The organism is Pseudacidovorax sp. 1753 (assembly GCF_040544975.1).
GTDB lineage: Bacteria > Pseudomonadota > Gammaproteobacteria > Burkholderiales > Burkholderiaceae_C > Xenophilus.
Genome location: NZ_JBEPKY010000047.1, coordinates 1 through 7387, shown reverse-complemented (window position 1 = coordinate 7387; position 7387 = coordinate 1). Strand labels below are relative to the sequence as shown.

The following is a 7387-nucleotide window of genomic DNA, read 5'->3' as shown; positions in this document are numbered from 1 at the left end:
TGCTCGTCTGTGAATCTGCTTTTGCGCATCGCGCGTCCTCTCGGTTGCGCGGATTCTTCTCTATTGCCGTGGTACGGGCGACGGGTTGCAGGTCAGAGGCTGCGTTGCTCACAGGCGAATTTCTGCCGGTGGCTGTCGCTCTAGACGAACTTTCCTCGGACATGGTTGCCCTCCTCATGAGCATTGAGGATGGAGTGCGCGAAAGGCTGAACAAGTTCGACGCCGAGACTGCTCAGAGCCCATGGCAAACAATGGTCGATGCTGCGGAGCGCGACCTAGAAGCCTACAAGCAGGAACTTCAAGCGCAGGGGCTTTCCCCTAACGAGTTCAGTCGTTTACAAGACGAACTTGTCCGCACGCGCGAAGCTGTCGACTCGCTTGAATCCAGTACTGCGAAGCTTGCTGAGGAGCAGACGCAAACCGAGCATGCATGGACGGCACTGCTCTCACTGGTTGAAGCACGCCGGGTTGCCCGCATGGCACTTCTTGAGATGGTGGCCAGCAGAAGCGGGCGGCTCAGGTTCACGCATGCCCGCGCCCAAGATACGGGCCCATGGATATCGTTCGTGAGGACGACGGCCGGCATTCGCGAGAACGGCTATGTTCAAGACGTACAAGATCTTGCCCAGTGGCTTTGGAAGGGCTCCGAAGCAGAGCTTGCGAACCGCGTAGCAGCTTGGCAAACCTTCCTCACGACAAAGGGGGTCAAGCCCTTTGCTGAGCTCAGCGGGCTTAAGCCTGCGTTCCTCATTCGCCTCACGACCGTAGACGAGAGCGCGCGCTACCGTATGGCAACGGAGCTTCCACAAGACGTCATCAGCATGACGTTCTTGATGGAAGGCGGAAGGCCCGACCGCCCAGAGGACTGGCAGCCTATCGTGAAGGGCTCACCTGGCCAACGAACTGCGGCCATGCTTGCCTTCGTGCTCCACCACGGCAAAGAGCCGCTTGTCCTCGACCAGCCAGAGGACGACCTCGACTCAGAGTGGATCTTCAAGCTGGTGGTGAAGGAGCTTCGTCAAAGCCGGTGGCATAGGCAGCTGATTGTCGTTTCTCACAACGCCAACATTCCGGTCCTCGGCGACGCCGAGCAAGTGATTGCTCTCGAGAATCGGGCCGGCACCCTCGCGGTTCGCTGTACGACGGAGCAAGTAGCACATGGCAGCTCAGTCTCGATTCCGCATGTCGGTCCTGTTGAGTCCCCACACGTGCGCCGAGACATACAGGCAATCATGGAGGGTGGTGTTGCCGCATTCGTGCTGCGCGAGCAGAAGTACAACAACGAGACGCGAGCGCACAAAGCGGCTTGATTGAATGACCCCGACTGACGCAAAAGCACTCAGCTCAAAGGTTGACCAACTCAAGGCGCTCATGGGCGCGTACGCTACTGATGGCCGCACGAGCACCCAGTCCCATGAGTATCAAGTCTTGTACTGCGAGGTCGCACTTGATTTAGAAGCCGCCAAGTACATCAACCCGAATCCTTTCAAGTCGCTTGAGACGTTCTACGCGCACGTCAAAGGCAACGGCATGAAGACGTACCACGAACGGCGCGTCTACATTGCGAAGCTCTATGAAGACGTGCTCCTTGACCTGGCGAGAGCTGCGAGGGGTGAACAGCCTTCCAAGCAGTGGACACGAGCCAACGAGGTTCTTCAAGACCAACTGTCACCGGTTCGCTCGCAGTGGCTTAAGGCGAAGAATTTCACCTTCGGCAACGCGCCAGACTTTGAGAACTCCGTCAAAGAGTCGGTAAGCTCGATTGAATCGACACTGCGCATACTCCTTGGCAAACCCACGGGCACCGTCGGCAACCTGTTGAAAGAGGCTGCCCTCGACAAAGACGTTGAGCGACTTGTAAGCCAAGCATACGGCTATGCCAGCAACAGAGACGGCGTGCGCCATGGTGGCACGCAACCCTCAGCACTTACGAAGGCTGAAGCAGAATTCTTCTTGAACTTCGCCGCTGCCGCCATTTCGTACATTGTCGCCCGCAACGAAAATCCCTCTTAAAATAGCTAGAATCAAGAAAGGCGACTTTGAAATCTGCGCTCTTCACCGCCGCACTATTTTTTTCCTTCTCATCGCTTGCTAATAGTTCGAATACATTTTACGTAGGCCCGTACTTCCTCGGAATGAGCGACACCCAAGCAAGGAAGGAAGGGATTCACTTCTGCCGCCCGTACACGCCTGGCTCAACGGTATGCGTTGCTGCATACGGTCCAGTGGACGGATTGGAGCGCTTCGACTTGGTGTTCGACAACCGGTCAAAGCGGATTCGAGACATCTTCTACAAGCAGGTGATTCAAACGGGCGGCAAGTTCAACAAGGACTCGAAGCCGTGGGTCAAGGTCCAAGAATGCGCGAGTGGCCTTCACGACCGCAACGAGTGCTTCATACTGCCTGATAAGGTGCTGAGCCAAGAGTTCAAGGTCTACGACCGCGACCAGCGCACTGAAATCTGGGCAACGGTTAATGCTGCGAAAGTCAGCGCATTCTTGAAAAGCAAACGCAAGAGCGACCAGGCCGGCCGCGAAGCCATGAGAATTCAATCGGGCAAATAGCCTCAACCCTGGCTCATCGACTCAGACGCGCCCAAACAGCAGGCGCGACATAAGGCTCCCCAGTAAGATTTGGACGCCCCCAGCATCGCATCCTAGGCTGCTCGCACCACAAGGCACACATGTCGCTACCCTTCTCTCAAGAACGCTTCGAGGAGCTGCTCAACGAGCATGTGCGGCCCTCCAGGGCAATTGAAAGCATTGAGCACCTCTTCGACCGCGAGAGGCAACTCAATCGCATTGAAGAAGCCCTGAGCTCACCGGGACGGCACGTCTTTATCTACGGTGACAGGGGTGCCGGCAAGACCTCACTGGCACGAACCGCAGCCTTCAAGCACCACCCTTCCGAAGGTGAGCCGGTCTACAGCGCCTGCGGCCAGCAGACTACCTTCAGCGCCATTGTGAGAGACATAGCAAGTCAACTGGACGAACGCTCGCACCTTCGAAGCACCGACAAAACCCTCAGCACCACAGCGAAGGCGTCGACCAAAGTGTTCGGCCTTGAGGGCTCCTACACCGAAAAAGAAACGCTTCGAGAGCTTTCAGGCTTGGACCTCAACGCCGCCACAGCAGCGATTCGAGAGGCAGCGTCGAAGCGCCCTGGCCGAAGCATTGTGGTGGTAGACGAGTTCGAGAACTTGCCGACCGTCGAGGACCGACACCTCTTCGCCGAGCTGATAAAGCAGATCAGCGATAGAGGGGTTCCAGTCTCACTCATTTTCTGCGGCATTGGCGAGAGCTTGGAGGACTTGCTCAAGGGCCACAACAGTGCCCAGCGCTACATTGAAGAGGTTCAGCTTCCCTCTCCACCGCTCTCATACACAGGGCGGTGGGCAATCATTGACGCCGCCTGTGAAGCGTTGGGGTTGACGCTCAACCAAGACTCCAGGCTTCGTGTAGCCCAAGTCAGCGACGGCTTCCCGCACTACGTCCACCTTGTTGCGCAAAAGCTTTTCTGGGGTGCATACCGCGAGCCAGAGCCTGTCCACGAGCTCTCACCAAACGACTACATGGAGGCAGTTAGAGAAGCTTTGGGTAGCGTCGAGTCGAGACTCCGTGCCGCGTATGACGTAGCCACGAAGAAGGACCAAGACACCTACCAAGAAGTTCTCTGGGCAGTCGCTGACCACTTCGAGCTAGAACGCAACAATCGTCGTGTCTACAGCGAGTCGTATCTTCGCGTCATGGAAGACGTAAAGCGTCCAGCACTCACGTTTGACGACTTCCAAACTCGCTTGGCAAACTTGAAGTCGCAGCGACACGGAGCCATTCTCAAGAGCGAGCGTCGCGGCTGGATTCGGTTCAGCGAGAACTTGCTTCGAGGCTATGTGAGACTCGTGGCCGAATCCAAGGGTGTGCGCCTTGCCCTTGAGCACGAACGCGGGCCAGAGCCGAAAGCGTTGACAGCCTCAGCGCGATCTACGGGCATACACCCGGCCTTCCCGCGCCCTTCGTTTGGGCGGCCAACCTTTGACCGAGAGAAGGGCTGAGGCTCAGCCTCTCGTCAGGAACCTGTCCAGTGTCTCGCCGGGCGCGGCGCCGCAGGCCTCGCACCACTTTACGTAGATAAGTAGGTCCACAAAGGACTCTCCACGCTCAATCTTTGAGACGTAGGACTGCCCTACCCCGAGGCGCTCGGCCAACTGGGTTTGCGTGAGCTCAGCTTCCAAGCGGATCAAGCGAAGAAGGTTTCTGATTTGCTCATAGTTGCGGTGATAGATTGAGACAGAGGGCACAGCCATGCCCCGAGGTTCAAGTCTGCTTTGGAATAGTCCTAAGCCGACTGCCAGCCCCCTTTTTCGCTTCCCCCCTTCGCTTTCTAGACGAGCTTCTCCAATCCGGCACTGCGTGAGAACAATGTCATGCCACGGATAGTCTGAAAATGACTATTTATGGATATGATGGGTTCACCCCAACCCATAGGAGACGTTCATGCACAAAACATTGGTTGCCCTGGTCCTCACTCTCACCGTCTGCCTGACCCACGGCAAGGACTGGGCATGGAACTTGACTCCTGGAGTCGTCCGGACCTAGCCGCTACGCGGTGAAAAGCCATAGGGCACCTGCCCTATTCGAGCCACGATCCGCTCACGGCACAGTCCAAGCCAAGGGCGACAACAGCGTCTTGTCCACACGGAGCGGGCATTCATGAACGGAGGGGAGAGGTGAACCTCACCAACACGTCGATCATTGCTGACTTCTTGCTCAAGCTTTACAGCTCAGCAAGACAGCTGAGCGTCGCGGCGTTCCCTGAATTCGCCATTGACGAACTCAAGCGGCTCGTCGACTTCGACATGGGATTGTTCGGCCTCATTCGCCCTGACGCTAATCACGCGTCCGGCGTCGCTTGCTCTTGGGTCCACATACACCAAGAGCCGACTGACATGATGGAGGAGTGGCTGAGTCTTTGTACCGGCGACTATGTTCTCCAAAACATGCTTTCGGACGTAGGTATTGTTCGGTCATATCACGTGCCTTCTTGGTTTAGCAAAGGCGAAGACGCAAAGATCTTGGACTTTGCTCTGCGCACACGCCATATCAACCTCGCTGCTGTCTCCCATAGCTATGGGCCAAACAATCAGCTAGGTGCGTTTTCTATAAGGCGAGCCGACCCAAGTTGGCAATTTTCTGCTCCCGAGAATACGCTCGTTCAGCTTCTTGCTCCTCACATTTGGGAGGCTATAAGAATCAATCGAACGATCATGGCGGGCAAGATGCAAGGGATCGCAGCCGAGCCCTTCCGAGGTCTTTGTGTGTCGGACGACAAAGGGACAATTATTTTTCAAGACGAATCTTTTGAACGTCTACGGCTGATTCTCTTTCGCGACAATAGCACCTACCGGCTTCCTGAAGTTCTAACGAAGAGTCTTTTAGTCAACCGGAATCAAACGTACCAAGACGGCAGACTCACTTTTAGTTGCAAGGTCGTAGGCGACCTTCGCTTTCTAACGGCAACCCTCAACTCTGGTATGGACACTCTTACAAAAAGAGAGCTTCAAGTTGCCAATTTCTATGGGACAGGCTTGACCCACTCGGAGATCGCCGACGAGCTGCAACTATCTAACTCAACAGTTCGCAGGCATATCGAATCGGTTTATCGGAAATTGCAAGTCAAGACGAAGACTGAACTATCAGTCATTCTGCATACAAGTCATGAACGAGGTGCTGAGAACATTCTGGCATCACTCGAAGTAGCACTTCAAAACCACTAATAGGAAAACACCTTGTCCACCAACCGCCTTCCAGTCGCAGTCGCGGCACTCACACTCGCCCTCACTGCCGGCCTGGCCCAAGCCAAGGACTGGGCGTGGAACTACGAAACCGGAGGTAGCGGCGCCTCGCCGGTGAGTGGCACCCAACGCCCCACCAGCGGCAAGAACCTGGCCGAGCTGGAACAGCAAAAAGACGGTAGCTACGAGTTCCGCATTCGTGGCAACACCGCGCCCCTGTGCTTCAAGAGCTTCAAGCCGGCGCTGGTCGAGGAAACCGACACGACTCTCACGATCACCCCAGAGCCGCTCTTTGGCAACTGTGAGCGCATTCGCCTTGTCGTCAAGAAGGACGGCACGGGTGGCACCCAACAGATCCTCTTGGGCAAGAAGGGCCAGCAGCGCTGGGAGGACGAAGAGGTCCAGGGCTACGGCCTCACGGCACGCTGACACCCAAGGAGCACACCATGAAGACCGTATCCGGCCAGCTCAAGCGCCTGGGTGAACATGACTATGAGGAGCACGGGAAGACGTACAGCGTCATCGAGATTGGCGACGAGCACCTCACCAGGGTCTTTGTCCCCGACTCCTTGAACACGTACCTGACCACAAGCCAAGGACGCGAGTGCACCCTCTACCTCAACCGTGGGCGCTTCCTCTTCGCTGTCAGTGAAAACGGCCGCACTCACGCCCTCAAGGTTGGCGTGGGCCTTCTCCTCGTCCACATGCTGATCACCGGCTTCTTCGGCTTCGTGTTTCTGCTGGGCTTCCTTCTCAACGTCTGGGACGGCATGACGACGCGGGGTGGAGCCGGCCTGAACTTCATGGGCGCCATGTTCTTTGGCTCTCTGGCCTTCTTCAGCCTTAGGGCCTTCGTGCGCAGCGTGAGGATTTCAGGGACGGAGGGAAGGTGCGCGCTTTACCAGGCGCAGTGCTGCTGTAGCGCTGCCCTCTCTGCTCCAGCCAACGGCCCGCGCTAGGAAGGACGGCGTGGACTGGATAGCGCTAGAGCATCGTGATCACGAAGCGGCCGGTGCTCGCGCTGACGCTGGCGCCCCAGTGGATCAGCCGCTGAGGCGTCCAGTCCTTATGGGTGGCACCGCCTTCCAGCGCGCCCAGGTCCAGGGCTGCGTGGGCAGCGGCCGCAGCGCCGGGGCATCTATGGCGGCGAGCAGGCTCCGCCGCGTGGCATCGAGCTTCTGCATGCGCCACCCGTTGAGCAGTGGCAGAAACTCGCTTACGGCCAGGTCGGCGGCGCGCACGTCGGCCAGCCGCTGGTCGCGCAGCCGCGCCAGGATCCAGCGCTTGACGAGCCCCCCATCTCCCGCAGGACGTACAAGGGCGTGCCGCCTGGCACATGCCAACTCGCCCAGGTCTGCCGGAAGTCGTGCCTTCGAAAGTCTTCAATGCCCGCGCGCTCCAACACCGTGTATCAGGCATTCGTGCTGACCTGTCTGATTCGGCTTCCCCGAAAGTTGAACACGTGCGTGGCATGTTTGTTCCTGCAAACATGCAACTTAAATGACCTGCCCCAAGAACCCGTACCAGTCGATTTGAGGAATCCGCTGGGTTGAAGGAGATTACTCCTGGTTTTGCTGCGGCGCCGGCACGGCGCCG

At 57.4% G+C, this 7387-nt stretch carries 8 protein-coding genes; 7 read left to right on the top strand and 1 reads right to left on the bottom strand.

Annotation, left to right across the window (positions count from 1 at the left end; translation table 11 throughout):
• The 4 genes from ABIC63_RS29715 to ABIC63_RS29700 form a co-directional block, all read left to right on the top strand.
• Window positions 1-1310: ATP-binding protein (locus tag ABIC63_RS29715; protein ID WP_502935933.1), on the top strand; the 1310-nt coding region annotated here is incomplete at its 5' end.
• 4 nt (window positions 1311-1314) lie between these two features.
• Window positions 1315-2013 (top strand): hypothetical protein, encoded by a 699-nt coding sequence (locus ABIC63_RS29710; RefSeq protein ID WP_354322441.1) that lies wholly within the window; start codon window positions 1315-1317, stop codon window positions 2011-2013.
• 122 nt (window positions 2014-2135) lie between these two features.
• Window positions 2136-2564: a hypothetical protein gene (locus ABIC63_RS29705; RefSeq protein WP_354322440.1), complete on the top strand. Its 429-nt coding sequence runs from the start codon at window positions 2136-2138 to the stop codon at window positions 2562-2564.
• A gap of 119 nt (window positions 2565-2683) precedes the next feature.
• Complete coding sequence (locus ABIC63_RS29700; RefSeq protein WP_354322439.1) at window positions 2684-4051, top strand: ATP-binding protein; 1368 nt, start codon at window positions 2684-2686, stop codon at window positions 4049-4051.
• Window positions 4052-4054: 3 nt separating this feature from the next.
• On the opposite strand, the gene ABIC63_RS29695 is transcribed toward ABIC63_RS29700, so the two are convergent.
• The gene (locus tag ABIC63_RS29695) at window positions 4055-4303 is read right to left on the bottom strand and encodes a helix-turn-helix domain-containing protein (protein ID WP_354322438.1); all 249 of its coding nucleotides are present in this window, start codon (window positions 4301-4303) and stop codon (window positions 4055-4057) included.
• 423 nt (window positions 4304-4726) lie between these two features.
• Here ABIC63_RS29695 and ABIC63_RS29690 point away from each other — a divergent pair, with 423 nt between their 5' ends.
• Genes ABIC63_RS29690 through ABIC63_RS29680 form a run of 3 tightly spaced genes read left to right on the top strand, consistent with a single transcriptional unit; the run spans window position 4727 to window position 6750 of the window.
• A complete protein-coding gene (locus ABIC63_RS29690; protein ID WP_354322437.1) occupies window positions 4727-5773 on the top strand; it encodes a helix-turn-helix transcriptional regulator in 1047 nt (348 codons plus the stop codon).
• Window positions 5774-5785: 12 nt separating this feature from the next.
• Window positions 5786-6220: a hypothetical protein gene (locus tag ABIC63_RS29685; RefSeq protein WP_354322436.1), complete on the top strand. Its 435-nt coding sequence runs from the start codon at window positions 5786-5788 to the stop codon at window positions 6218-6220.
• A gap of 17 nt (window positions 6221-6237) precedes the next feature.
• Window positions 6238-6750: a hypothetical protein gene (locus ABIC63_RS29680; protein ID WP_354322435.1), complete on the top strand. Its 513-nt coding sequence runs from the start codon at window positions 6238-6240 to the stop codon at window positions 6748-6750.
• Window positions 6751-7387: the final 637 nt, after the last annotated feature.